19 protein-coding genes are annotated in these 24800 nt (G+C 71.2%); 9 read left to right on the plus strand and 10 right to left on the minus strand.

Features of this window, described 5'->3' with window-relative positions:
• Positions 1 to 639 precede the first annotated feature (639 nt).
• The 3 genes from ACZ5Y0_RS06590 (at position 640) to ACZ5Y0_RS06600 (ending at position 3462) form a co-directional block, all read left to right on the plus strand.
• A complete protein-coding gene (locus ACZ5Y0_RS06590; RefSeq protein WP_467510333.1) occupies positions 640 to 1272 on the plus strand; it encodes a DUF6230 family protein in 633 nt (210 codons plus the stop codon).
• Between the two features lie 146 nt (positions 1273 to 1418).
• Complete coding sequence (locus ACZ5Y0_RS06595; protein WP_469127476.1) at positions 1419 to 2036, plus strand: DUF6114 domain-containing protein; 618 nt, start codon at positions 1419 to 1421, stop codon at positions 2034 to 2036.
• Positions 2026 to 3462, plus strand: a complete 1437-nt coding sequence (locus ACZ5Y0_RS06600) for a hypothetical protein (RefSeq protein ID WP_469127477.1) — start codon at positions 2026 to 2028, stop codon at positions 3460 to 3462. The genes ACZ5Y0_RS06595 and ACZ5Y0_RS06600 overlap by 11 nt, the downstream gene beginning before the upstream one ends.
• A 100-nt stretch (positions 3463 to 3562) precedes the next feature.
• Here ACZ5Y0_RS06600 and pyk read toward each other — a convergent pair whose 3' ends face one another.
• The 3 genes from pyk to pta form a co-directional block, all read right to left on the minus strand.
• Positions 3563 to 4993 carry a pyruvate kinase gene (gene pyk, locus ACZ5Y0_RS06605; protein ID WP_469127478.1) on the minus strand — a complete coding sequence of 477 codons (1431 nt, stop codon included), beginning with the start codon at positions 4991 to 4993 and terminating at the stop codon, positions 3563 to 3565.
• 72 nt (positions 4994 to 5065) lie between these two features.
• Complete coding sequence (locus ACZ5Y0_RS06610; protein ID WP_469127479.1) at positions 5066 to 6313, minus strand: acetate kinase; 1248 nt, start codon at positions 6311 to 6313, stop codon at positions 5066 to 5068.
• On the minus strand, positions 6310 to 8400 hold the full coding sequence (gene pta / locus ACZ5Y0_RS06615; RefSeq protein WP_469127480.1) for a phosphate acetyltransferase: 2091 nt from the start codon (positions 8398 to 8400) through the stop codon (positions 6310 to 6312). The genes ACZ5Y0_RS06610 and pta overlap by 4 nt, the downstream gene beginning before the upstream one ends.
• Before the next feature lie 187 nt (positions 8401 to 8587).
• On the opposite strand from pta, the gene ACZ5Y0_RS06620 reads away from it, so the two are divergent.
• Positions 8588 to 9613 (plus strand): ATP-dependent 6-phosphofructokinase, encoded by a 1026-nt coding sequence (locus ACZ5Y0_RS06620; protein ID WP_467510321.1) that lies wholly within the window; start codon positions 8588 to 8590, stop codon positions 9611 to 9613.
• Between the two features lie 39 nt (positions 9614 to 9652).
• Here ACZ5Y0_RS06620 and ACZ5Y0_RS06625 read toward each other — a convergent pair whose 3' ends face one another.
• Genes ACZ5Y0_RS06625 through ACZ5Y0_RS06635 form a run of 3 tightly spaced genes read right to left on the minus strand, consistent with a single transcriptional unit; the run spans position 9653 to position 12199 of the window.
• Entirely contained in the window at positions 9653 to 9775 is a 123-nt protein-coding gene (locus ACZ5Y0_RS06625; RefSeq protein WP_469127481.1) for a hypothetical protein, read from the minus strand.
• 49 nt (positions 9776 to 9824) lie between these two features.
• The gene (locus ACZ5Y0_RS06630) at positions 9825 to 10532 is read right to left on the minus strand and encodes a response regulator (protein ID WP_469127482.1); all 708 of its coding nucleotides are present in this window, start codon (positions 10530 to 10532) and stop codon (positions 9825 to 9827) included.
• On the minus strand, positions 10529 to 12199 hold the full coding sequence (locus ACZ5Y0_RS06635) for a sensor histidine kinase (protein WP_469127483.1): 1671 nt from the start codon (positions 12197 to 12199) through the stop codon (positions 10529 to 10531). The genes ACZ5Y0_RS06630 and ACZ5Y0_RS06635 overlap by 4 nt, the downstream gene beginning before the upstream one ends.
• Before the next feature lie 151 nt (positions 12200 to 12350).
• Here ACZ5Y0_RS06635 and ACZ5Y0_RS06640 point away from each other — a divergent pair, with 151 nt between their 5' ends.
• On the plus strand, positions 12351 to 13751 hold the full coding sequence (locus tag ACZ5Y0_RS06640; protein WP_469127484.1) for a cation:dicarboxylate symporter family transporter: 1401 nt from the start codon (positions 12351 to 12353) through the stop codon (positions 13749 to 13751).
• 290 nt (positions 13752 to 14041) lie between these two features.
• Here ACZ5Y0_RS06640 and ACZ5Y0_RS06645 read toward each other — a convergent pair whose 3' ends face one another.
• The gene (locus tag ACZ5Y0_RS06645; RefSeq protein ID WP_469127485.1) at positions 14042 to 14665 is read right to left on the minus strand and encodes a TetR/AcrR family transcriptional regulator; all 624 of its coding nucleotides are present in this window, start codon (positions 14663 to 14665) and stop codon (positions 14042 to 14044) included.
• A gap of 125 nt (positions 14666 to 14790) precedes the next feature.
• On the opposite strand from ACZ5Y0_RS06645, the gene ACZ5Y0_RS06650 reads away from it, so the two are divergent.
• From ACZ5Y0_RS06650 to ACZ5Y0_RS06665, 4 genes are all read left to right on the plus strand, one after another.
• On the plus strand, positions 14791 to 16479 hold the full coding sequence (locus tag ACZ5Y0_RS06650; protein WP_469127486.1) for an MFS transporter: 1689 nt from the start codon (positions 14791 to 14793) through the stop codon (positions 16477 to 16479).
• A 197-nt stretch (positions 16480 to 16676) separates the two neighbouring features.
• Positions 16677 to 17105 (plus strand): MerR family transcriptional regulator, encoded by a 429-nt coding sequence (locus ACZ5Y0_RS06655; RefSeq protein WP_469127487.1) that lies wholly within the window; start codon positions 16677 to 16679, stop codon positions 17103 to 17105.
• Positions 17102 to 17434, plus strand: a complete 333-nt coding sequence (locus ACZ5Y0_RS06660; RefSeq protein ID WP_469127488.1) for a thioredoxin family protein — start codon at positions 17102 to 17104, stop codon at positions 17432 to 17434. The genes ACZ5Y0_RS06655 and ACZ5Y0_RS06660 overlap by 4 nt, the downstream gene beginning before the upstream one ends.
• Positions 17435 to 17699: 265 nt before the next feature.
• Complete coding sequence (locus ACZ5Y0_RS06665) at positions 17700 to 19943, plus strand: HelD family protein (protein WP_469127528.1); 2244 nt, start codon at positions 17700 to 17702, stop codon at positions 19941 to 19943.
• Positions 19944 to 20116: 173 nt separating this feature from the next.
• On the opposite strand, the gene glgB is transcribed toward ACZ5Y0_RS06665, so the two are convergent.
• The 3 genes from glgB to ACZ5Y0_RS06680 form a co-directional block, all read right to left on the minus strand.
• Positions 20117 to 22633: a 1,4-alpha-glucan branching enzyme gene (gene glgB / locus ACZ5Y0_RS06670; protein ID WP_469127489.1), complete on the minus strand. Its 2517-nt coding sequence runs from the start codon at positions 22631 to 22633 to the stop codon at positions 20117 to 20119.
• 13 nt (positions 22634 to 22646) lie between these two features.
• Positions 22647 to 24026, minus strand: coding sequence for a maltokinase N-terminal cap-like domain-containing protein (locus tag ACZ5Y0_RS06675; protein ID WP_469127490.1), 1380 nt, complete (start codon positions 24024 to 24026; stop codon positions 22647 to 22649).
• 87 nt (positions 24027 to 24113) lie between these two features.
• Positions 24114 to 24800: alpha-glucosidase C-terminal domain-containing protein (locus tag ACZ5Y0_RS06680; RefSeq protein WP_469127491.1), on the minus strand; the 687-nt coding region annotated here is incomplete at its 5' end.

Consider the following 24800-nt stretch of genomic DNA (forward strand, 5'->3'; position numbering starts at 1 on the left):
CTGGCCCCGGTTCTGACCAGTCGTTAAACGTCGGGGCCGGTGGTGTCCGAGGGAAAGTTGTGCCGAGACGGTTCCGCAGCGGCCGCGTTTTACCAAATCTTGGTAATCGCGGCCGCTGTTACTTGCAGTAAGTCCAGGCCGTTGTTCTGTCGGTTTCTGTCCAACGATCAATAGTTTTGTCCTGGCCGTAGTTGCCACCGAGCGTCGCCGGTCGAGACCTATGGGTCGTTGTTCGGTTATCCGGCCGTTACTAGCGAGTAACGAACCCCCTTGTGCGGGCGACGAGAATGCACCACGATCGGCCACGCTCGGTCCATTCCCGTACCCCGACAGCCGGTTGGGTCAACGGGTCTTCCTGGGTCCCCACCGAGCAGAGACGACGGCAGTGGCGTCGGCTCTTGGGCAGGGGGGTCTTCGCCACGGCGAAGCCTGTCCAGCAAGGTTGTGCGTGATGCGTGTCAGGCGCGACCAGTGGTTGTCGCTCGGGGGTGATCGCCGGTGATTCGGGCGCGGTTCGCGCCTCCGAGTGCAGGCGCTCCCCTTCCCGAGGACGTAGCACTTCTCCCATCCCTGCCCGGCTGAGCCGCCGTTCCGGAGGCTAGTCAGGGCCAGGAGATGTACGTCCGAGAAGGAGGAAATATGGAGTCCCAGGTGCGTGGCGGGACCAGATGGAAGCGGTTCGCTGTGGTCATGGTGCCCAGCGTCGCCGCCACGGCGTGTATAGGTGTCGCCCTCGCGCAGGGTGCGCTCGCCGCGTCGTTCAGCGTTTCGGGTCAGTCGTTCAAGGTCACCGCGGACAAGCTCGTCGGTACGGGCTTCTCGCAGTACGGCGCGATCGACTCGGGCTACACCCTCGACGGCAAGAAGACGGCTCACCCCGTCGCCGTCTCCGGGTTCAAGAGCGCGTCGATCACGAACATGTGCCAGTCCGTGGTCACGCCGAACATCCCGCTGCTCGGCTCGGTCAGCCTCACGCTGAAGGCCGGCGGTGGCAACACCCCGGTCCAGGCCGAGAACCTCTTCATCGACGTCGAGGACCTCGCGGCCGACGCGACGTTCAAGAACATCGACATCGGTGTTGCCGCCAAGGACCTGAAGAAGGGTCCGGGCATCAAGGACGGCGACACCGCGAACCCGTTCGGGTTCGCGCAGGAGGCCGAGTCGGCCACCCTGACCGACGTGAAGCAGACGGCGTGGGCCACCACCGCCGGAACCTTCAAGCTCAGCGGCCTGAAGATGTCGCTGTCGACGGGTGTCAAGGAGTGCTACTAAGCACTCCCTGACGGGCGGGGGAGCCGGTGGCGCCCCCGCCCGTCCAGTCTCACCTGTCCGGACCTGAGCGCCCGCCCAGCAGTGAGCGCCGGTCCCCGCAAGCAGGACAACCACCACAGCAACGCCGCACCAGGGAGCTGTTTTCCATGAGCGCCGAGACCCCTGTCGCCCCCGGCCAGTTCGACCACCGGAGGCAGCAGTTCCGCGCCTGGCGGGGCACGAGGCCGTTCTGGGCCGGCCTGTTCGTTCTGATCAGCGGGCTCCCCATCGCCTACTTCCCGTACGCGCACCTCCAGATCGGTCATCTGACGCTGGCGATGGCGACCACCGCCGGCGCCGGCTCACTGATCATCGGCGGGCTGCTGGTGGTGCTGGGCGTCAGCCTGTGGTTCCAGAAGCACGTACGGGTCTTCGCGGGCGTCGCGGCGATCCTGCTGGGACTCGTCTCCATCCCGGTGTCCAACCTCGGCGGCTTCCTCGTCGGCTTCCTCCTGGCCCTGATCGGCGGAGCGATGGCCGTGTCCTGGGCGCCGGGAGCGCCGCCGGCGGAGCAGGTGCCGGGGAACGGCCCGGGCACGGGCACCACCCCCGCCGCCGGCTACCCGGAGCACCCGGGAGCCGCCCCGGCGGGTGGGCCCACCCAGAACCCGTACAGCACGGGTCCGGCCTTCACCAAGGACGACGTCGGCGGCACGGACGAGCCGAACGAACTGTCAGGAACGAGCCCGGCCAACGGGGCGAACGGGAGGCACAGTGCCGGCTGACGAGGTGTCCACCGGGAGCGGTGTGGACGCTGCCCGCGTGAGAACCGGGCCCCGACACGCGGCACCCAAGAAGCCGCTGTTCACCAGGCTCCACATGCCGGCCGGCAAGGCGATAGCCCTGGCGGCCATGCCGACGGCGGTCCTCATGGGCATGGGGTTCACGCCGACCCTCGCCAACGCCGAGGACCAGCCGGCGTCCAAGAGCCTGACCATCGACGAGTACAAGGACTGCGTCGCGGCCCTGGAGGACTCCGAGAGCGCCTCCGCGTCGCCCACCCCGTCCGCCTCGGAGAGCGCGAGCGACTCCGCGGACGACGCGAAGGACGACTCGGCCTCCGGTTCCCAGGACGACTCCAAGGACGACTCCAAGGACGAGGGAACCGGCGGTACGTCGGACTCCTCCGGCGGTTCGGGCGGCTCCACTTCGCCGGATTCAGGTTCCGGCGAAGCGGTCGAGCCCGCCCCCGCGGCCTCGTCGGCGGCGTCCGAGCCGCAGAAGTCCGAGACCTCCGGCGACACTCCGACGACCACCCCGTCGTCGTCCGAGACCGGCAAGAACCTGCTGGACACGATCGGCGACACGATCACCGATCTGTTCGACGGCAAGGACGCCGGGAAGACGGCCACCGCGAGCCCGACCCCGTCGGCCTCCGAGTCCGCCTCGACGGGCACCGGCGGCGACACCTCGACGGACACCGGCACGGGCGACTCCGGGAAGGGCGACTCCGGGAAGGGCGACTCCGGCACGGGCGACTCCGGGAAGGGCGGCTCCGGGCAGGGCGACTCCGGCGACGCGGCCGGTGACGCCCGCGGTGACGCCGTGAAGGACACCGCCGGCGAGGCGGGCGACACGGTGGAGGACACCGGGGAGAAGGCGGAGGAGACGGCCACGGACGGCGCGGACGCCACGGCCTCGCCGAGCCCGTCCGAGAGCGCCACGACCGACGTCGACGACTGCCCGGTCGCCACCGAGGACGAGAGCGGCATCGACAACACGACACCGCTGCCGGACGACCCGTGGTACCTCAACGCCAGCTCGCTGCTCCTCAAGGGCGCCGACTACCAGGGCATCGTCGAGGTGAAGACGGCCAACGGGACCAAGAAGAAGGTCCTGAAGTACGTCGTCTCCCAGGGCACCGACATCGGTGACCTGCACCAGACGGTCAGCGACAAGCAGGCGGGCGTGACGTACCACGTCCAGGCCGGCTCGGGCACGACGTCGACCATCCGCAACGGCGACACGATCATGTACACCGAGAGCATCTCGGGGAACCTGTTCGGTCTGATCCCGGTGACGTTCGACCCGGAGAACCCGCCTCCGCTGAACATCCCGCTGATCTACTTCACCAAGGTGAAGGTCGTCCAGGCCGGCCAGTTCGGCGGCGACCTCCACATACCGGGGATGCACCTCTACAACACCAAGTAGGCATCCCCCCGCAGTCCCGTCCGGGAGCCGCACAAGGCCTGAGGGCGCCCCCTTCCACAGGGGGCGCCCTCAGTGCCGTTCAGCGGTCCGCCGGCGCGGCTCAGCCGCGACCTTCCTCGCCCAGGTGGTGGACGCGGACCATGTTGGTGGTGCCGGGGACGCCGGGAGGCGAACCGGCGGTGATGACCACGATCTCGCCCGGGTTGAAGCGGTTGAGCTTGATGATCTCCTGGTCCACCAGGTCGACCATCTCGTCGGTGCTGTTCACGAACGGCACGACGTGCGACTCGACGCCCCAGCTGAGCGCCAGCTGGTTGCGGGTGCCCTCGTCGGTGGTGAAGGCGATGATCGGCTGGGTCGCGCGGTAGCGCGAGAGACGACGGGCGGTGTCGCCGGACTGGGTGAACGCCACCAGGCCCCGGCCGCCGAGGAAGTCGGCGATCTCGCACGCGGCGCGGGCGATCGAACCGCCCTGCGTCCGCGGCTTCTTGCCCGGCACCAGCGGCTGGAGGCCCTTGGAGAGCAGCTCCGTCTCGGCCGCGGCGACGATCTTCGACATCGTCTTCACGGTCTCGATCGGGTACGCGCCCACGCTCGACTCGGCGGACAGCATGACCGCGTCGGCGCCGTCCAGGATCGCGTTGGCCACGTCGGAGGCCTCGGCGCGGGTCGGACGGGAGTTGGTGATCATCGACTCCATCATCTGGGTCGCCACGATCACCGGCTTGGCGTTGCGGCGGCACAGCTCGATGAGCCGCTTCTGCACCATGGGGACCCTCTCGAGGGGGTACTCGACGGCCAGGTCGCCACGGGCGACCATCACGCCGTCGAACGCCATCACGACGTCCTCCATGTTCTCCACCGCCTGCGGCTTCTCCACCTTGGCGATGACGGGGACGCGGCGGCCCTCCTCGTCCATGACGCGGTGCACGTCCTGGACGTCCTTGGCGTCGCGGACGAAGGACAGCGCGACCAGGTCGGCGCCCATGCGCAGCGCGAACCGGAGGTCGTCGATGTCCTTCTCGCTCAGCGCGGGCACGTTGACGGCGGTGCCGGGCAGGTTGATGCCCTTGTGGTCGGAGATGACACCGCCCTCGATGACGATCGTCTTCACCCGCGGGCCCTCGACGTCCAGGACCTTCAGCTCGACGTTGCCGTCGTTGATGAGGATCTGGTCGCCGCGCGAGACGTCGCCGGGCAGGCCCTTGTAGGTCGTGCCGCAGATCGTCTTGTCGCCGGGCACGTCGTCGGTGGTGATGGTGAACTCGTCACCGCGTACCAGCTCGACCGGACCCTCGGCGAAGGTCTCGAGGCGGATCTTCGGGCCCTGGAGGTCGGCGAGGACACCGATGGCCCGGCCGGTCTCCTTGGCCGCGGCCCGGACGCGGTCGTACCGGCCCTGGTGCTCGGCGTGCGAGCCGTGGCTGAAGTTGAAGCGGGCCACGTTCATGCCGGCCTCGATCAGCGACACGAGCATTTCGTGGGAGTCGACCGCGGGGCCGAGAGTACAGACGATTTTCGAACGGCGCATGGGGCGATCCTATCGGTTTGTTTCGCTACGGATATTCCGTCTGGTGGAAGGTACAAATGGGCGGGAAGGCGCTCAGTTGCTTTCCTGCTCAGTTGCCACGTGGCCAGCCGCATATCCATTCCGCTCGACCAGCGCGTAGGTCTGCGTGGCGATCTCCAGTTCCTCGTCCGTCGGCACCACGGCGACCCTCACCCGCGCACCCGCGGGCGAGATCAGCCGCGGCTCGTCACTCCGTACGGCGTTCAGCGCGTCATCCACCGCCAGGCCCAGGGTCTCCAGGCCCGCGACGGCCGCCGCGCGCACCGGCGCCGCGTTCTCGCCGACCCCGGCGGTGAAGGCCACCGCGTCCACCCGGCCGAGGACGGCGTAATAGGCGCCGATGTACTTCTTCAGACGGTGAATGTAGATGTCGAAGGCGAGCTTCGCCTGTTCGTCACCCTCACCGATCCGCCGCTCGATCTCCCGCATGTCGTTGTCGCCGCAGAGGCCGATCAGGCCGCTCTTCTTGTTGAGAAGAGTGTCGATTTCGTCGATGGACATTCCGCCAACTCGTGCCAAATGGAAGATGACGGCCGGGTCCGCGTCCCCGGAGCGGGTCCCCATGACGAGGCCTTCGAGGGGCGTGAGCCCCATCGAGGTGTCGACGCACTTCCCGCCCCGTACGGCGGAGGCGGACGCCCCGTTGCCGAGGTGCAGCACGATGACGTTCACCTCGTCGGGGGCCTTGCCCAGCAGCTTCGCGGTCGCCCGGGAGACGTAGGCGTGGGAGGTGCCGTGGAAGCCGTAGCGCCGGATGCGGTGCTCGTCGGCGGTCCTCACGTCGATCGCGTAGCGCGCCGCCGACTCCGGCATCGTGGTGTGGAAGGCGGTGTCGAAGACGGCTACCTGCGGCAGGTCCGGGCGCAGCGCCCGCGCCGTGCGGATCCCGGTCAGGTTGGCCGGGTTGTGCAGCGGCGCCACCGGGATCAGCCGCTCGATCTCCGCGAGCACCGCCTCGTCGACCACGGTCGGTTCGGTGAAGTGCTTGCCGCCGTGCACCACCCGGTGCCCGATCGCCGCCAACTCCGGGGAGTCCAGGCCCAGTCCGTCCTTGGCGAGTTCTTCGGCGACGGACTCGAGGGCCGCGTCGTGATCGGGGATGGGCCCGCTCCACTCGCGGGACTCGCCCGTCGCGAGCGGGGTGTGCCTGAGCCGCGAGGCCTGCTCGCCGATGCGCTCGACGAGCCCCTGCGCCAGCCGGCTGCCGTCGCTCATGTCGAGCAGCTGGTACTTCACCGACGAGGAGCCGGAGTTCAGAACGAGGACGCGGGTGCCGGTCACTGCTGGGGAACCTTCTGGTCGAGGGTCTGGGCCTGGATCGCCGTGATGGCGACGGTGGTGACGATGTCCTGCACGAGGGCGCCTCGGGACAGGTCGTTGACCGGCTTGCGCAGCCCCTGGAGCACCGGGCCGACCGCGATCGCGCCGGCCGAACGCTGCACGGCCTTGTAGGTGTTGTTGCCGGTGTTGAGGTCGGGGAAGATCAGCACGCTGGCCTGGCCCGCGACTTCGGAGCCCGGCAACTTGGTCGCGGCGACGGTCGGCTCCACTGCCGCGTCGTACTGGATCGGCCCCTCGATCCGCAGGTCGGGGCGCCGCTGCCGGACCAGTTCGGTGGCCTCGCGCACCTTGTCGACGTCGGCGCCCGAACCGGACGTACCCGTCGAGTACGACAGCATCGCGATCCGTGGCTCCACGCCGAACTGCGCGGCGGTCGCGGCCGACTGGATGGCGATGTCGGCGAGCTGCTCGGCGTCCGGATCGGGGTTCACCGCGCAGTCGCCGTAGACGAGGACCTTGTCGGCGAGGCACATGAAGAACACCGACGAGACGATGTCGGCGTCCGGCTTCGTCTTGATGATCTCGAAGGCGGGCCGGATCGTGGCGGCCGTGGAGTGGACGGAACCCGACACCATCCCGTCGGCGAGCCCCTCCTGGACCATCAGCGTGCCGAAGTAGTTCACGTCGGAGACGACGTCGTACGCCAGCTCCACCGTGACGCCCTTGTGGGCGCGCAGCCGCGCGTACTTCTCGGCGAAGGAGTCGCGCAGCTCGCTGGTGGCGGGGTCGATCAACTGGCACTCGCCCAGGTCGATGCCGAGATCCGCGGCCTTCTTGCGGATCTGGTCGGCCGGGCCGAGCAGGGTCAGGTCGCAGACCCCGCGGCGCAGCAGGACCTCGGCCGCGTGCAGCACCCGTTCCTCGGTGCCCTCGGGGAGGACGACCCGGCGGCGGTCGGAGCGGGCCTGTTCCAGCAGCTTGTGCTCGAACATCATCGGTGTGACGCGGTCGTTGCTCGGCGCGGACACCCGCTTGAGCAGGTCGGCGGTGTCGACATGCCGCTCGAAGAGGCCGAGCGCGGTCTCCGCCTTGCGCGGGGTGGCCGCGTTGAGCTTGCCCTCCAGGGAGAACAACTGCTCGGCGGTGGGGAAGCTGTTTCCGGCCACGGACAGCACGGGCGTGCCGGGCGCGAGGCGGGCGGCGAGCGTGAGGACCTCCTGGCTCGGTACCTCGCCCAGGGTGAGCAGGACGCCGGCTATCGGCGGGGTGCCCGCGCTGTGCGCGGCCAGCGAGCCGACGACCAGGTCGGCCCGGTCGCCGGGGGTGACGACGAGGGCGCCGGGCGTCAGGGCGTGGAGGAAGTTCGGCAGCATCGCGCCGCCGAAGACGAAGCCGAGGGCGTCGCGGGCCAGGCCCGAGTCGTCGCCGAGCAGCACCCTCGCCCCCAGGGCGGTGCTGACCTGCGCGACCGTCGGCGCCGACAGGGCGGGCTCGTCGGGCAGGACGTAGCAGGGCACCGGCAGCCGGGAGCCGAGCTGTCCGGCGATCTCCTCGCGGTCCTCGCGGGCGACCCGGTTGGCGATCATGGCGAGGACGTCGCAGCCCAGGCCCTCGTAGGCGCGGTAGGCGTTGCGGGTCTCGGCGAGCACCGACTCGGCGGTCTGCCCGCGACCGCCGACGACGGGGATCACGGAGGCGCCGAACTCGTTCGCCAGGCGCGCGTTCAGGGACAGCTCGTCCGGGAACTGCGTGTCGGCGTAGTCGGTGCCGAGGACCAGGACGACGTCGTAGTCGCGGGCCACCCGGTGGAAACGGTCGACGAGCGTGGAGACCAGCTCGTCGGCGCCCCGCTCGGCCTGGAGCGCGGACGCCTCGTGGTAGTCCATGCCGTAGACGGTGCCGGGGTCCTGCGACAGCCGGTAACGGGCACGCAGCAGGTCGAACAGGCGGTCGGGCCCGTCGTGGACGAGGGGGCGGAAGACGCCCACCCGGTCGACCTGGCGGGTCAGGAGTTCCATGACCCCCAGCTCGACGACCTGGCGGCCGTCGCCGCGGTCGATCCCGGTCACGTACACGCTGCGCGTCACGCGTGCTCTCCGTTCCGTCTGGGTGGCTTCCGCCCGCTCATAAAAATCGCCCACCGAGGTGAGCAGAACCCTCTTGACAATACCCCCGACCGCGGATAAGGCGCCCGTCAAGCGACAGTCCCCGCGGGGGCATGAAAGAATCGGCACTGGCTCACCGGTACCCACAGCGAGCAGGAGACACAGCAGGATGCGCATCGGAGTCCTCACCGCAGGCGGCGACTGCCCCGGCCTGAACGCCGTGATCCGGTCGGTCGTGCACCGCGCGGTCGACAACTACGGCGACGAGGTGATCGGCTTCGAGGACGGATACGCCGGTCTCCTCGACGGCCACTACCGCACCCTCGACCTGAACGCCGTGAGCGGTATCCTCGCCCGCGGCGGCACGATCCTCGGCTCCTCCCGGCTGGAGCGCAACCGCCTGCGCGAAGCCTGCGACAACGCCTCGGACATGATCCACGAGTTCGGCATCGACGCGCTGATCCCGATCGGCGGCGAGGGCACGCTGACGGCGGCCCGCATGCTGTCCGACGCGGGCCTGCCGGTCGTCGGCGTCCCCAAGACCATCGACAACGACATCTCCGCCACGGACCGCACCTTCGGCTTCGACACGGCCGTCGGCGTCGCCACCGAGGCCATGGACCGTCTGAAGACGACGGCGGAGTCCCACCAGCGCGTGATGGTCGTCGAGGTCATGGGCCGGCACGCCGGCTGGATCGCCCTGGAGTCCGGCATGGCGGCCGGCGCCCACGGCATCTGCCTGCCCGAGCGCCCCTTCGACCCGGCCGACCTCGTGAAGCTGGTCGAGGAGCGGTTCGCGCGCGGCAAGAAGTTCGCGGTGATCTGCGTGGCCGAGGGCGCCCACCCCGCCGACGGCACCATGGACTACAGCAAGGGCGCGATCGACCAGTTCGGCCACGAGCGCTTCCAGGGCATCGGCACGGCGCTGGCCTACGAGCTGGAGAAGCGGCTCGGCAAGGAGGCCCGCCCGGTCATCCTCGGCCACGTCCAGCGCGGGGGCGTACCGACGGCGTACGACCGTGTCCTCGCGACCCGCTTCGGCTGGCACGCGGTGGAGGCGGCGCACCGCGGCGAGTTCGGCATGATGACCGCGCTGCGCGGCACCGACGTGAAGATGGTGCCGCTCGCGGAGGCGGTGACCGAGCTGAAGACGGTCCCCAAGCACCGGATCGACGAGGCGGAGTCGGTCTTCTAGACCGCCGGCCACCCGGCCCCGACAGCCCTGCGGACTGCCTCAGCCGGACTCCTCCCCGACGGCCGTCCGGAAGTGGTCGGTGATCCGGTCGAGGACGTCCCGGCCGCCGTCGCGCGCGGCACCGGCCGCGCCGCCGCCGCTCCAGCTCGGCGTGGCGGTCATCCGCCCCTGCCGGGACGCGGGCATGCCGACGCCGCCGCTCGCGGCCCTCTCACCGGCCGGCCGGGACCCACCGGTACACCAGCTCGGGCCGTCCCACCTGCCCGTACAGCGGCTTGCGCTCCGCCCTGCCCGCCTCCACCAGGTGTTCCAGGTAGCGACGGGCGGTGATGCGGGAGATCCCCACCGCCTCGGCCACTCCCGCCGCGGTCAGTCCCTCCGCCGCCTCCCGCACGGCCCCCGTCACCCGTTCCAGGGTCGGGCCGCTCAGTCCCTTGGGCAGCGCGACGGGTCCCGGCGCGCGCAGGGCGGCCAGGGCGCGGTCGACCTCGTCCTGGCCGCTCGCCTCGCCGGCCGCCCCCCGGAACTCGGCGTACCGCACGAGGCGGTCGCGCAGGGTGGCGAAGGTGAACGGTTTCAGCACGTACTGGACGACGCCCAGCGACACGCCCTCCCGGACCACCGTCAGGTCACGCGCGGACGTGACCGCTATCACATCCGCGTGATACCCCGCCGCCCGCAGCGAACGCGCCAGCTGGAGCCCGTGCCCGTCCGGCAGATGCAGGTCGAGCAGGAGCAGGTCCACCGGCGTACGGTCCAGCAGGCGCCGCGCCTCCGCGCCGGTGTGCGCCTTGCCCACCGCGACGAACCCCGGTACCCGGCCCACGTACAGGACGTGCGCGTCGGCGGCGACGGGGTCGTCCTCGACCACCAGCACCCGGATCGGCCCTTCGCCCGGAACACCCGCGACGCCTGTCATCGTTCGCCTCCCGACACGGGCACGGCGGCAACCGTCGTGCGCAGGGGCAGCCGTACCACGAACTCCGCTCCGCCCCCCTCGGCCTCCGCCACCGACAGCGCCCCGTCGTGACGGTGCACGGCCTGCCGGACGAGCGCCAGACCGAGGCCACGGCCCCCGGGTCCGGACGGTTTCGTGGAGAAGCCCCGCTCGAAGACCTGCTCGGCGTGTGCCGGGTCCACCCCGGCTCCGGTGTCCGTGACCCGCAGCACCAGCTCGCCCCCGCCCCCCGCGCGGCGCTCGGAGCCGGCCCCCGCCCGGTCCTCGGTGCACACGGTCACCGTGACCCGGGCCCGCACGCTGCCCTGTGCCGCGTCCACGGCGTTGTCGATGAGGTTGCCCAGGATGGTGACCAGGTCCCGGGCGGGCAGCGACTCCGGGAGCAGCCCGTCGTCGAGGCCGCTCCCCTGTGACACCACCAGCTCCACGCCCCGCTCGTTGGCCTGCGCGGTCTTGCCCAGCAGCAGTGCCGCCAGCACCGGCTCGCTCACCGCGGCCACCACCTGGTCGGTCAGGGCCTGGGCCAGTTCCAGCTCGGCGGTGGCGAAGTCCACGGCCTCGTCGGCGCGGCCCAGTTCGATGAGCGAGACGACGGTGTGCAGGCGGTTCGCCGCCTCGTGGGCCTGCGAGCGCAGGGCCTGCGTGAAACCGCGTTCCGAGTCCAACTCGCCCATCAGGGACTGGAGTTCGGTGACGTCGCGGAGGGTCACCACGGTGCCCCGGCGCTCTCCGCCGGACACCGGCGAGGTGTTCACCGCCACCACCCGGTCCGCCGTCAGGTGCACCTCGTCCACGCGAGGCTCGGAGGACAGCAGGGCGCCCGTCAGCGGGGCGGGCAGACCGAGGCCGGCGACCGACCGGCCCACCACGTCCCCCGAGACGCCCAGCAGTTCGCGACCGCCGTCGTTGATCAGCGCCACCCGGTACTGGCCGTCCAGCATCAGCAGTCCCTCGCGCACCGCGTGCAGCGCCGCCTGGTGGTAGTCGTGCATCCGGCTCAGCTCGGCCGCGTTCATACCGTGCGTGTGGCGGCGCAGCCGGGCGTTGACGACGTACGTGCCGACCGCGCCCAGCGCGAGCGCGCCGGCCGCGACGCCGAACAGCGCCGTCACCTGGTCCTGCACCCGCTTGGTGATCGCCTCGACCTTGATGCCGGCGCTGACCAGCCCGATGATCCGGCCGTCGTCGTCCGCCACGGGAGTGACCGCGCGGACGGACGGGCCGAGGGTGCCGGTGTACGTCTCCGTGAAGGTCTCGCCCTTGAGGGCCCGCGCCGTGTTGCCCCGGAAGTGCAGACCGATCTGCTTCTCGTCCGGGTGGGTCCAGCGGATCCCCGCCGGATTCATGATCGTGACGAAGTCGACCTCGGTGTCGTGCATGATCCGCAGCGCGTACGGCTGGAGCTGCGCCGTGGGATCCGGGGTGCCGATCGCCTCGCGCACGGAAGGGGAATCGGCGACCGAGCGGGCCACCGCCGAGGCCTGCCGGCTCGCGGCCTCCTCGGCCTGGCCGCGGTCGCTGACGTAGGTGAACAGCGCGTAGCCCGCCACGACCACCGCGATGAGGACGGCCTGCATGGCGAACAGCTGACCGGCCAGGCTGCGGGGTCTCGGGACGGGGATGCGCATGCCGTCAGTGTGCCCCGCGCCTCAGGCGTGAACTAAATGAACGGAAGGGTGACCGCGCTCACAGCGCGGGGGGATAGTCACGGCATCCCCCATACCCCCGGACGTGAGCCGCACGCCGGTGATGCCGACGAAGACGTCAAGGAGGGCAGCCGTGGCCGCCAGCACCCCCGATACGGCATCCGCCGTACCCGCCGCCAAGCGGGACCGCACGCACTATCTGTACATCGCGGTGATCGTCGCGGTCGCCATCGGTATCGCCGTGGGTCTGATCGCTCCGGACTTCGCGGTCGAGCTGAAGCCCATCGGTACCGGCTTCGTGAACCTGATCAAGATGATGATCTCGCCGATCATCTTCTGCACGATCGTGCTCGGCATCGGATCGGTCCGTAAGGCCGCCAAGGTCGGCGCCGTGGGCGGTATCGCTCTCGGCTACTTCATGGTCATGTCGCTGGTCGCCCTCGGCATCGGTCTCGTCGTCGGCAACATCCTGGAGCCGGGCACCGGCCTCGCGCTCACCGACGCGGTCAAGGAGACCGGTCAGGCGCAGGTGTCGGCGGAGGCCAAGGACACCACCGAGTTCCTGCTCGGCATCATCCCGACCACGATCGTCTCCGCGTTCACCGGCGGCGAGGTGCTCCAGACGCTGCTCGTCGCGTTGCTCGCGGGCTTCGCCCTCCAGGCCATGGGCCCGGCCGGCCAGCCGATCCTGCGCGGTGTCGAGCACATCCAGCGGCTCGTCTTCCGCATCCTCGGCATGGTGATGTGGGCCGCCCCGATCGGTGCCTTCGGTGCCATCGCCGCGGTCACCGGCTCGGCCGGCGTGGACGCCCTCAAGAGCCTCGCCGTCCTGATGCTCGGCTTCTACGTCACCTGTTTCCTCTTCGTCTTCATCGTGCTCGGCACGCTGCTGCGGGTCGTCTCGGGGCTGAACATCTTCGTCCTGTTCAAGTACCTCTTCCGCGAGTTCCTGCTGATCCTGTCCACCTCCTCCTCCGAGTCCGCGCTGCCGCGGCTCATCGCGAAGATGGAGCACCTGGGCGTCAGCAAGCCCGTCGTCGGCATCACCGTCCCGACCGGCTACTCCTTCAACCTCGACGGCACCATGATCTACATGACCATGGCCTCGCTGTACATCGCCGACGCCATGGGTACGCCGATGTCGGTCGGCGAGCAGATCCCGCTGCTGCTGTTCCTGCTGGTCGCCTCCAAGGGCGCCGCCGGTGTCACCGGCGCCGGCCTGGCGACCCTGGCGGGCGGCCTCCAGTCGCACAAGCCGGCCCTGGTGGACGGCATCGGCCTCATCGTCGGCATCGACCGCTTCATGAGCGAGGCCCGTGCCCTGACGAACTTCGCGGGCAACGCCGTCGCCACGGTCCTGATCGGCACCTGGACCAAGGAGATCGACAGGGAGCGCGTGGGACGCGTGCTCGCCGGTGAGCTGCCCTTCGACGAGAAGACCCTCCTCGACGACGCCCACGGCGGCCAGGTCGCCCCGGCGGCGGACCTGCCCGAGCAGCGCGAGGAGGGCGAGAAGGAACTCGCCAAGGCCTGACGCCCGTCGAGAGGCGCCAGACAGGCGCCGACAGGCGTCGAGAGGCGCCGAGAAGTGTCGGGAGACGCTTCTCCTCACACTCCGGGTGCCCGGCCCCGCCTGAACCGGGGCCGGGCACCCGGAACCCGCTCCACCCGCCGCCGGCCTCCCGCTCCGGCGGTGTCCGCCCCCCCACGCCGGGCGGCTGAGCGCTCCCCCGTAGCTCAGCCGCCCGGTCTCCGTTGCTCCCGCAGGTCCTCGGCGTCCCCTGGCCGAGGGCCCGCGGCGTTTCAGGCGACGGTCGCCGTAGGTCAGCCGGACCCGCTCACCCTCGTCACCAGCGCGGTGGCCAGGGTGGCGGGCACGCCCGCGGCGGTCAGCGTCGTGACGGCGGCCGAGTGGCCCGCCTCGTGCGTGCTCAGCAACTCGTCGTTCACGGCTTCCATCAGCGCGAACACGATCTGCTCGTGCACGTACGCCAGCGCCGGCGCCGGCAGGGGTGAGACGAACGTCCCCGAGTCCAGACCCCGCTGGAGCAGCCGGGTCGTGTCCCGGCGCACCGGGGCCAGCCGCTCCCGGATGCCCTGCATGGTGACCGTGCGCTGGGCCAGCGCGACCAGCAGGCGGTAGCGGTCGGCGATGTGCCACACGGCCAGCACGGACCGGGCCAGCTCCTCCGCCGGGTCCCCGGCGGCCTCGCGTTCCGGTTCCTGGGCGGCCGCCAGCGCCGCCACCGCCTCGTCGACCAGCGTGCTGATCAGCGCCTCACGGCTGGGGAAGTGCCCGTACACCGTGCGCCGTACGACACCGGCGGCGCGCGCGATCTGGTCCATCGACGCGTCCGGGTCGCGCAGCAGCTCGGCGAGGGCCACATCGAGGATGCGGCGTCGGTTTGCCTCGGCGCGACTGCTGTTACCCGTGGTCATGGCGGCCATTGTGCCTGTCTTCCGTGGATGGCTCATTCCGCGCCCTGGATTTGCACAGTACTGTGCAGTGGACGTATATTGCACATCGTTGTGCAATTGTAGCCGCGTACGTCCTGAGGAAGGCGACCCCTGCCATGCGACTCGTCATGAACGAACCGGTCGAACGGATGGAGGGCCCCTACCGCCGACGCTGGTGGGCGCTCCTCGTCCTCTGTCTGAGCCTGCTGATCATCGTGATGGCGAACACCGCCCTCACGGTCGCCGCGCCCGCGATGACCGAGGACCTCGGCCTCTCCAGCGCCGACCTCCAGTGGGTCATCGACGGCTACACCGTGCCGTACGCGGCGCTGATGCTGCTGCTCGGCGCGATCGGCGACAAGTACAGCCGGCGCGGGGCGCTCGTCCTCGGACTCGTGGTGTTCGCCGGCGGCGCGGTCTCCGGCTACCTCGCCGACAGCTCCACCGCCGTGATCGCGGCCCGTGCCGTGATGGGCGTGGGCGCGGCGCTCATCATGCCCGCGACGCTGTCGCTGCTCGCCGCGACCTTCCCGCGCGCGGAACGCGCCAAGGCGATCACCCTGTGGACCGCGACCGCCGGCCTCGCCATCGCGGCCGGTCCGCTCGTCGCCGGCGCGCTGCTGGAGAACCACGGCTGGTCCTCGACGTTCCTGATCAACGTGCCCGTCGCCGTCCTCGCGATCGTCGGCGCGCTCGTCGTCGTCCCGCCGTCCAAGGCCGGGCACCACGACCGCATCGACTACGTCGGCGGACTGCTGTCGGTGGTCTGGATCGGCGCGCTCGTCTACATGATCATCGAAGGGCCGCACTTCGGCTGGGGCCCCAAGGCGATCGGCGCGGCGGTCGTCGCCGCCGCGGCCCTGCTCGCGTTCGTGCTGTGGGAGCTGCGCCACCCGCGCCCGGTGCTGGACGTGCGGCGCTTCACCGACCGGCGCTTCGCCGGGTCCAACCTCGCCGTCGCCCTGTTCTTCCTGGCCGTCTTCGGCGCGTTCTACTACCTCACGCAGCACCTCCAGTTCGTCCTCGGCTACGACGCGCTCGACACCGGCCTGCGCATGCTGCCCCTGGCCGGCGCGGTGTTCGTCGGCTCCGCGCTGACCGCCTACCTCACCCCGCGCGTCGGCATGAAGTGGACGGTCACCGCGGGCATGGTCGGCGGCACGGCGGCCCTCGCCCTTCTCACCCAGGTCGACGCCACGTCCTCGTACGGCGACTTCGTGGCGCCCCTCGTCGTCCTCGGCGTGGCGATCGGGCTCGCCCTGTCGCCCTGCACGGACGCCATCATGGGGGCGTTCCCCGAGTCCGAACTGGGCGTCGGCGGCGCCGTGAACGACACCTCGCTGGAGCTGGGCGGCTCCCTCGGCATCGCGATCCTCGGCTCGCTGCTGGGCACGTCCTACTCCGACCACCTCGGGGACGCCGCGTCCGGCAGCGGCCTCCCGGCCGGCACCCTCGCCACCGCCCAGGACTCGGTCGGCGCCGGGTACGCCGTCGCGCAGGGCGTCGCCGACAAGGCGCGGCAGCTCGGTGAGCAGGCGACCCGGTCGACCGACCCGCAGCAGGCCGCGCAGCTCAAGGCGCAGGCGGCCCAACTCGCCGAGAACGCGCGGCACATGGCCGACTCGGTCGGCTCCTCGTTCGCGGACGCGGTGGCCCACACCAGCCTGGTCGGCGCGGTGGTCCTCGGCGTCGGGACCGTAGCGGTGGCGGCGCTGCTGCCGGGCAAGGAGAAGCCGGTGCCGGCCGAGGAGGCGAAGGCGGCGGGCGCCAAGGAGAAGGAGCGGGAGTCCAGCGGGGCGCGCTGAGCCTCGTCCGGTGCCGCCGACGCGCCTCGGCGAGTCGGCGGCACCGGACGTCGTCCGAGCCGGCGGTGGGACCACCACGTCGATCGTGCCGTCCTCCCGGTGGACCGGAGACCGCTCCGGCCGCCGGAGTGAGGGTTCCGCCTCGGTGAGGGCAGGGCCTTGCCTTGACGTCGGCGTCAAGCCGTACGTTCGTAGGCATGCGAATCGGCGAGCTGGCCGCACGGGCCGGGACCACGACGCGGACGCTGCGGTACTACGAGTCGCGGGGGCTGCTGCCCGCGCGGCGCGACGAACTGGGGCACCGGGCCTACGACGAGGGCGACCTGCGGGCGTTGCGGCAGATCAGGACGTTGCGGGACTTCGGGTTCGAGCTGGAGGAGACCCGGCCCTTCGTGGAGTGTCTGCGGTCCGGGCACCCGGAGGGCGACTCGTGCCCGGCCTCGCTCGCGGTGTACCGGCGCAAGCTGGACGAGCTGGACGCGCTCGTCGGGGAGCTGACAGCGGTCCGCGAGAAGGTCGCCGGGCAGCTGGCGCGGGCCGAGCAGGCACGTGACGAGCTGGCCGCCGGGGCGCTGGTTCCGGGGGGCCCGGAGCCCGTGTGCGAACTGGGAGGGCAGGAGCGGTGACCAAGGTGGCCGGAGTGGACGAGGTGACCGACGCGGACTTCGGGTCGGAGGTGCTCGCGGCGGATCTGCCGGTGTTGGTGGAGTTCACCGCCGACTGGTGCCCGCCGTGCCGGCAGATGGCGCCGGTGCTCAAGGCGCTCGCCGAGGAGGAGGGTGAGCGGCTGAAGGTGGTGCAGCTGAACGTGGACCGGAATCCGCGGACGACCAATCGGTACAAGGTGCTGTCGATGCCGACGTTCGTGGTCTTCCGGGCCGGTGAGCCGGTGAAGGCGATGGTGGGGGCGCGAGCGAAGCGGCGCCTGCTGGAGGAACTGTCGGACGTCCTCTGAGCCCGTCACCGCCAACCGCGGACCCGTACGAGAAAACCCCCGGACAATTGCGTCCGGGGGTTTTCTCGGCGTATATTCGACGATTCGCGACTTCAGGAAAATGAATCGCGGAGAAGTCCAGTGAACGCAGTATATCCGGGCGGGAGCGGAATTGTCAAACACCGACGCGAGCACCGATGCAGGTACCGATGCGAGCACCTCTACGGACACCGACGTGAACACCTCTACGGACACCGACGTGAACACCGAATTCGCAGACGGGGAAATGCGCGGTGAACAGGAATTCATCGACGGTCTGTACGCGCGCGTGGACGCCCTGCGCGGTGTCACCGAGGCCGCCGTCACCGACGCCCTCGCCCAGGGCAACACCCCCATGCAAGCCCGCCTGGAGCGGGACATCCTCGTCGCCGAACGCTCCGGACTCCTCGCCGCGCTGAACGCCGTGGACGGCTCGCTCTGCTTCGGCCGGATCGACCTGTCCTCCGGCACCAGCCACCACATCGGCCGGATCGGTCTGCGCCGGGACGATCCCGAGCGCACCCCCGTCCTCGTCGACTGGCGGGCCGACGTCGCCCGTCCCTTCTACCTGGCCACCGGCCACACCCCGATGGGCCTGCGCCGCCGTCGGCACATCTCCACCGACGGCCGCCGGGTCACCGCCCTGCACGACGAGTTCCTCGACCTCGGCGACGCCACCCGCACCGGCCACGAGGACCCCGCAGGCGACGCCGTCCTGCTCGCCGCCCTCAACTCCGCCCGCACCGGCCGCATGCACGACATCGTGCAGACCATCCAGGCCGAGCAGGACGAGATCATCCGCGCACCCCACCGCGGGGTGCTGGTCGTCGAGGGCGGTCCCGGCACCGGCAAGACGGCCGTCGCCCTGCACCGCGCCGCCTACCTCCTCTACGAGCACCGCGAACTGCTCGCCAAGCGGGCCGTGCTGATCGTCGGCCCGAACCCCGCCTTCCTCGGCTACATCGGCGAGGTGCTCCCCTCGCTCGGTGAGACCGGCGTCCTCCTGGCGACGGTCGGCGAGCTGTACCCGGGCGTGAGGGCGACGGCCGCCGACACCTCCGAGGCGGCCGCCGTGAAGGGCCGCGCCGACATGGCCGACGTCCTGGCCGCCGTCGTACGCGACCGGCAGGCGTTGCCCGACCCGGTGATCGCGATCGAGCACGACCGGGAGGTGCTGATGCTCGACGAGGGGCTGGTGGGCGTCGCCCGCGAACGCGCCCGGGCCGCGAAGCTGCCGCACAACGCCGCCCGCGAACACTTCGAGGGCCACATCCTCAACACCCTCACCGAGCTGTACGCCGAACGCGTCGGCACCGACCCCTACGACGGCTCCAGCCTCCTCGACCCCAGCGACGTCACCCAGATCCGCGACGAGCTGGCCGAGAACCCCGAGGTGTGGGCGGCCGTCGACCAGCTGTGGCCGGTGCTCACCCCGCGGCAGGTGGTCGCCGACTTCCTCGCCGACCCCGAGGGGTACGTCCCCGACGAGGACGCCGCCGCCATCCGCCGCCCGGTCACCCGGGCCTGGACGGTCGCGGACGTCCCGCTGCTCGACGAGGCCGCCGAACTCCTCGGCGAGGACGACCGGGAGGCACGGGAGCGCGCCGAACGCGAGCGGGAACGGCAGGTCGCCTACGCGCAGGGCGTGCTGGACGTCTCGTACGCCTCCCGGACGTACGAGTTCGAGGACAAGGAGGACAGCGACCCGGATGCCAGCGAGGTCCTGTCGGCCCACCACATCATCGACGCCGAACGTTTCGCCGAACGCCACGAGGAGGACGACCACCGCAGCGCCGCCGAGCGCGCGGCGGCCGACCGGACCTGGGCGTTCGGGCACATCATCGTCGACGAGGCGCAGGAGCTGTCGCCGATGGCCTGGCGGCTGCTGATGCGGCGCGTCCCGACCCGGTCCATGACCCTGGTCGGCGATCCGGCGCAGACCGCGGAGGCGGCCGGCGTCGGCTCCTGGTCGGGCATCCTCGAACCGTATGTCGGGGACCGCTGGGAACACACCCGGCTGGGCGTCAACTACCGCACCCCCGCGGAGATCATGGACGTCGCCGCGGCCGTCGTCCGCGCCGAGCAGCCGGACTTCGTGCCGCCCAGTTCGGTACGGTCCACCGGCGTACGGCCCTGGGCGCGCGCCACCGACGACCTGCCCGGCGCGGTCGCCGAGGCGGTGGACGAGCTGACCCCCCCGGAGGGGCGGCTCGCGGTGATCGCCCCGCGTGATCTGCACCGGCGGCTGGCGGCCCGCCTCGACGGAGTCACCGCGGACGCCGAGCCGGACCTCACCCACAAGGTCGTCCTCCTGGACCCCCGCCAGTCCAAGGGCCTGGAATTCGATTCGGTCCTGGTGGTGGAACCGTCCCGCTACGGCACGAGCGACCTGTACGTCGCCCTGACCCGGGCGACCCAGCGGCTGGGCGTCCTGCACACGGGGAGCCTGCCGAAGCCGTTGGCGGAAACCCTCGGGTGGGCCGGCCCCTGAGGTTCCGCCCCCGGCCCGCGCCCGCCCGCTCCCGGCTCGGCCGGCGTACCAGCCCGTCCGCGGACCCTGTGGGGGAGGCCGAGGACGGTGACGTACAGCCCGGAGGCGGGGGGCGGGGGCGGCTCGGCTCCCCCGGTTCGGGCCGGGGCAGGGCGGCTGGGGCGACGGAACGACTACGCCGGGCGCAGCCACACCGTCGACAGTGGGGGCAGCGTCAGCCGGACGGACGCCGGGTGGCCATGCCACGGCTGGGGTTCCGGCTTCACCGGGTCGGGCTGGAACACGTCACTGCCCCCGTACTGCCCGGCGTCCGTGTTGAGCACCTCGTACCACGCGGGTACGTCGTCCGGCACCCCCAGCCGGTAGTCGTGGCGGACGACGGGCGAGAAGTGGGACACCGCCAACAGCGGCGTACCGTCCGCGTCGAGGCGCAGGAAGGCGAGGACGTTGTCGTCGGCGGCGTCCCCCACCACCCACCGGAAGCCGTCCGCGGCGGTGTCCCGCTCCCACAGCGCGGGCGTCGACCGGTAGACGGAGTTCAGATCACGGACCAGCTCCCGCACACCACGATGGTCGGCCTCCGCACCGTACGCGGGGTCGAGCAACCACCAGTCGGGCCCGTGCTCCTCCGACCACTCCGCCCCCTGGGCGAACTCCTGTCCCATGAAGAGGAGCTGCTTGCCGGGGTGGGCCCACATGTACGCCAGGTAGGCACGCAGGTTGGCACGCTGCTGCCACCAGTCGCCGGGCATCTTCGACACGAGCGACTTCTTGCCGTGCACGACCTCGTCGTGGGAGATGGGCAGGACGTAGTTCTCGCTGTAGGCGTACACCATGGAGAAGGTCATCTCGCCGTGGTGGTACTTGCGGTACACGGGTTCGTGGCTCATGTACTGGAGCGAGTCGTGCATCCACCCCATGTTCCACTTCAGCCCGAAGCCGAGGCCGCCGAAGCCGCTCGGCCCCCGGTGGTGGGTGGCGCGGGTGACGCCGTCCCAGGCCGTGGACTCCTCCGCGATGGTCACGACACCGGGGACGCGCCGGTACAGCGTGGCGTTCATCTCCTGGAGGAAGGCCACCGCGTCGAGGTTCTCCCGGCCGCCGTGCTCGTTCGGCGTCCACTGGCCGGGTTCGCGCGAGTAGTCGAGGTAGAGCATGGAGGCGACGGCGTCCACCCGGAGCCCGTCGATGTGGAACTCCTCGCACCAGTACACCGCGTTGGCGACGAGGAAGTTGCGCACCTCGCGCCGCCCGTAGTCGAACTCCAGCGTCCCCCAGTCGGGATGGGCGGCCCGCAGCGGATCCCCGTGCTCGTAGAGGGGCCGCCCGTCGAACTCGGCCAGCGCCCAGTCGTCCCGCGGGAAGTGCGCCGGCACCCAGTCCATGAGGACGCCGATGCCCGCCCGGTGCAGCGCGTCCACGAGGAACCGGAAGTCGTCGGGCGTGCCGAGGCGGGCCGTGGGCGCGTAGAAGCCGGTGACCTGATAGCCCCAGGAGCCGCCGAAGGGGTGTTCGGCGATCGGCATCAGCTCGACGTGCGTGAAGCCCAGCTCCTTCACGTACGCGGGCAGCTGCTCGGCCAGTTGACGGTACGTCAGGCCCGGTCGCCAGGACGGCAGATGGACCTCGTAGATCGAGAGCGGCGCCTCGTGGGCCGGACGTTCCCCCCGACTCGCCAGCCACTCCTCGTCGCCCCACTCGTAGTGCGAGGCCTCCACCACCGAGGAGGTGGCCGGCGGGGTCTCCGTGCGTCGGGCCATCGGATCGGCGCGCTGGGTACGGGACCCGTCGGGCCGGGTGATGTCGAACTTGTACAGCTCACCCTCGCCGATCCCCGGCACGAACAGCTCCCACACCCCGGAGGAGCCCAGTGACCGCATGGGATGGCCGATGCCGTCCCAGAAGTTGAAGGTGCCCGCGAGCCGCACCGCGCGCGCGTTGGGCGCCCACACCGAGAAGCGGGTGCCGCTCACGTCCTCGTGGGTCATCGGGTGCGCGCCGAGCACCGTCCACAGTTCCTCGTGCCGGCCCTCGCCGATCAGATGCAGGTCCAGGTCGCCCAGTGTGGGCAGGAAGCGGTACGGGTCCTCGGTCTCCTGGACCGTCCCCTCGTACGCGACGACGAGACGGTAGGCCCGTACCTCCCGCAGGGGGAGCAGGCCGGAGAAGAAGCCGTCGCCGTCGTCGTGCAGCTCCGCGCGCACCTCGCCCGTGACGACGGTGACGGAGAGGGCGTGGGGTCGGAAGGCGCGGACGACGACCCCGCCGGGGGCCGGGTGCGCGCCGAGCACGGCGTGCGGGTTGTGGTGCGTGCCGTGCAGCAGCCGCTCACGGTCATCGGCGTCCAGCGCGGGGGAGAGGGCGACCTCCAGGGACCCGGCCGAGGCCGCGACGGGAGGGTTCTTCTCGGCGCTCCCGCGCGGAGCGGCCTTCTTCGCCACGGCTTTCCTGGTCACGGCTTTCTTGGTCACGGCCTTCGCCGTGACGGCCTTCTTCGTGACGGCCTTCCGCGCCGAGGCCTCCCCGGCGGCGGCCTTCTTCGCGGAGGCCTTCCCGGCAGCCGCCACCTTCTTGCCCGCCGCCTTCTGGGCCACCGTCTTCTTGGCCACCGTCTTCTCGACCGGGGCCTTCTTCGGGTCCTTCGGGTTCTTCGGGTCAGAGCCGTGGGGGGACGGGGGGCTGGGAGTCACGGGGCAAGCCTCCTCAGGACGGGTCGGATGCGGCGAGCCGACGTATCGCGGACAGCGGGACGGAGAGCCAGTCGGGGCGGTGCCGGGCCTCGTAGACGACCTCGTAGACCGCCTTGTCCGTCTCGTAGGCCCGGAGCAGTACGGGGTCGGTGCGGGGGTCGGCGCCGGACACCTCGGCGTAGCCGGTGCAGTACGCGGCCCGGCACACCTCGGCCCACCCGGGGGCCGGCGGGTCGTTGGACAGGGCGGCGTAGTCGAAGGAGCGCAGCATGCCCGCCACGTCCCGGACGGCCGGCTGGGGCATTCTGCGCTCGGCCAGCGGGCGGGCCGGCTCGCCCTCGAAGTCGATCAGCGACCACTTTCCGGAGGGGGCGCGCAGGCACTGTCCGAGGTGCAGGTCGCCGTGGACACGCTGGGCGGTCCAGGTCCGGCCCTCGGCCGCGAGGTCGGCCAGCGCCGAGAAGGCGGTACGCAGGCCGGGCGCGTAGGGGCGCAGCGCGGGCACCGCCTGGGCGGCCGCGTCGAGACGCTCGGTCATGCCGTGGACGAGCGATCCGAGCTGGGCGTGGCCGAGGGTCGCGGTGGGCAGCGCGCGGGCCAGAGCCAGGTGCACCTCGGCGGTGGCCCGGCCCAGCGCCCGTGCCTCGGCGGCGAAGTCCTCGCCCTTGGCCAGCTCCCGCAGGGCCAGCTCCCAGCCGTCCGTCGCGCCCTGCACGTACGGCTGGAGCACCCCGAGGACGTACGTCTCGCCGGCGCCGTCCTCCAGGTCCGCGTGCAGCCACGCGGTCGGCGCGGGCACGCGGGAGGAGCCTTCGCGGGCCAGTGCCAGCGGTAGCTCCAGGTCGGGGTTGACGCCGGGGACGACCCGGCGCAGCAGCTTCAGGATGAACGTATCTCCAAAGACGACCGACGAATTCGACTGCTCCGCGGTCAGCCGCCGGGGCGCGAGACCGGCGCGTATCTCCTGCGCGGGGTCCCGCTCGCAGCGCAGGACGCCGATCCGGGCCTCGGTGCGCAGCGCCTCCAGGACGACGTCGGCCGCCCGGGGGTCGTACAGGGCGTCGTAGACGGTCCGGCCGCCGAGCGGTCCGTCCGGCACATGCCCGATCATCGCGGGCGCCAGCCGCGGCGGCAGCGCCTCGCGCGCGCCGATCAGCAGCTGGTAGCAGTCGCCGGGTCCGGCTCCCTGGTGGGCGCGGACCAGCAGGTGGTAGAGGCCCAGCCTGGACGCGGCGGGCACCAGCTCGGTGCCCGCCACCAGCGAGAATCCCGTGACCGCAGTCCCCTTGCCGGCGAACCAGCGCTGCCGCGGCAGCCACTCACGCAGCAGGGGGGCCAGGGACGCGAGAAGCCCGGGGCTGGTCGTGCCGGAGAGTATGACCGTTTCCGCCATGGCGTCACGTCCTTTCCCCGCGGGGGTCGGGGTGTTACTGATGCGTGCCCCGGGCGGGGCGGGGGAAACCGCCCCGCCGCGGGGGTTCTAGACGGTCTCCCTGCGCAATCGGAACCAGTAGAAACCGTGTCCCCCGAGAGTGAGCAAGTAAGGCAGCTCGCCCACGGCCGGAAAACGGACTCCACCGAACAGCTCCACGGGGTGGCGGCCGCCGAACCGGCTCAGGTCCAGCTCGGTGGGCTGGGCGAAGCGGGAGAAGTTGTGGACGCACAGGACCAGGTCGTCCTCGTACTCGCGCAGGAAGGCGAGGACGGCCGGGTTGGAGGACGGCAGCTCGGTGTAGGAGCCGAGGCCGAAGGCGGGGTTCTGCTTGCGGATCTCGATCATGCGGCGGGTCCAGTGCAGCAGCGAGGAGGGCGACGCCATCGACGCCTCGACGTTGGTGACCTGGTAGCCGTAGACGGGGTCCATGATCGTGGGCAGGTACAGGCGCCCCGGATCGGAGGAGGAGAAGCCCGCGTTGCGGTCCGGTGTCCACTGCATGGGGGTGCGGACGGCGTCCCGGTCGCCGAGCCAGATGTTGTCGCCCATGCCGATCTCGTCGCCGTAGTACAGGATCGGTGAGCCCGGCAGGGAGAGCAGCAGAGCGGTGAAGAGTTCGATCTGGTTGCGGTCGTTCTCCAGGAGGGGGGCCAGGCGGCGGCGGATGCCGATGTTGGCGCGCATGCGCGGGTCCTTGGCGTACTCCGCGTACATGTAGTCGCGCTCCTCGTC

The organism is Streptomyces sp. NPDC033216, from assembly GCF_055577115.1.

What these genes read in the sequence shown, in the direction of transcription:
- ACZ5Y0_RS06590 (WP_467510333.1), top strand. Translation starts at nt 640, where the DNA reads ATGGAGTCCCAGGTGCGTGGCGGGACCAGATGGAAGCGGTTCGCTGTG.
- ACZ5Y0_RS06595 (WP_469127476.1), top strand. Translation starts at nt 1,419, where the DNA reads ATGAGCGCCGAGACCCCTGTCGCCCCCGGCCAGTTCGACCACCGGAGG.
- pyk (WP_469127478.1), bottom strand. Translation starts at nt 4,993, where the DNA reads ATGCGCCGTTCGAAAATCGTCTGTACTCTCGGCCCCGCGGTCGACTCC.
- ACZ5Y0_RS06620 (WP_467510321.1), top strand. Translation starts at nt 8,588, where the DNA reads ATGCGCATCGGAGTCCTCACCGCAGGCGGCGACTGCCCCGGCCTGAAC.
- ACZ5Y0_RS06625 (WP_469127481.1), bottom strand. Translation starts at nt 9,775, where the DNA reads ATGACCGCCACGCCGAGCTGGAGCGGCGGCGGCGCGGCCGGTGCCGCG.
- ACZ5Y0_RS06630 (WP_469127482.1), bottom strand. Translation starts at nt 10,532, where the DNA reads ATGACAGGCGTCGCGGGTGTTCCGGGCGAAGGGCCGATCCGGGTGCTG.
- ACZ5Y0_RS06635 (WP_469127483.1), bottom strand. Translation starts at nt 12,199, where the DNA reads ATGCGCATCCCCGTCCCGAGACCCCGCAGCCTGGCCGGTCAGCTGTTC.
- ACZ5Y0_RS06645 (WP_469127485.1), bottom strand. Translation starts at nt 14,665, where the DNA reads ATGGCCGCCATGACCACGGGTAACAGCAGTCGCGCCGAGGCAAACCGA.
- ACZ5Y0_RS06650 (WP_469127486.1), top strand. Translation starts at nt 14,791, where the DNA reads ATGCGACTCGTCATGAACGAACCGGTCGAACGGATGGAGGGCCCCTAC.
- ACZ5Y0_RS06655 (WP_469127487.1), top strand. Translation starts at nt 16,677, where the DNA reads ATGCGAATCGGCGAGCTGGCCGCACGGGCCGGGACCACGACGCGGACG.
- ACZ5Y0_RS06665 (WP_469127528.1), top strand. Translation starts at nt 17,700, where the DNA reads ATGCGCGGTGAACAGGAATTCATCGACGGTCTGTACGCGCGCGTGGAC.
- ACZ5Y0_RS06675 (WP_469127490.1), bottom strand. Translation starts at nt 24,026, where the DNA reads ATGGCGGAAACGGTCATACTCTCCGGCACGACCAGCCCCGGGCTTCTC.